The following is a 228-nucleotide window of genomic DNA, read 5'->3' as shown; positions in this document are numbered from 1 at the left end:
GACGACGACAAGGGCGACGACGGCCTCATCTACGTCTGTCGGTGCGGCCTGTCGGACTCGAAACCGCTCTGTGACGGGTCGCACAAGACGACGGCAGACGAGGAAGACGGGGTCGTCTACAAGTACGCGAACGACGATTCGGACGGCGAGCGGCGCGCGATCGACGAGATCGGGTACGAGGACGAGTAGCGGGAGCCGCCGTCCGCGGTCGGGCCGGCGGTCGCGCTT

The 228-nt window shown here is 67.5% G+C and carries 1 protein-coding gene; it reads left to right on the top strand.

What is annotated here, in order from left to right; genetic code table 11:
* The coding region (locus EXE42_RS18070; protein ID WP_137707144.1) for a CDGSH iron-sulfur domain-containing protein at positions 1 to 189 on the top strand (189 nt) is incomplete at its 5' end.
* Between the last annotated feature and the right edge of the window lie 39 nt (positions 190 to 228).

Origin of the sequence: Halorubrum sp. SP3, from assembly GCF_005435195.1 — an archaeon.
GTDB classification, from domain to species: Archaea; Halobacteriota; Halobacteria; order Halobacteriales; family Haloferacaceae; genus Halorubrum; species Halorubrum sodomense.
Note: the sequence above shows the minus strand (reverse complement) of the source record. Positions and strands in the feature narration are given on the sequence as shown.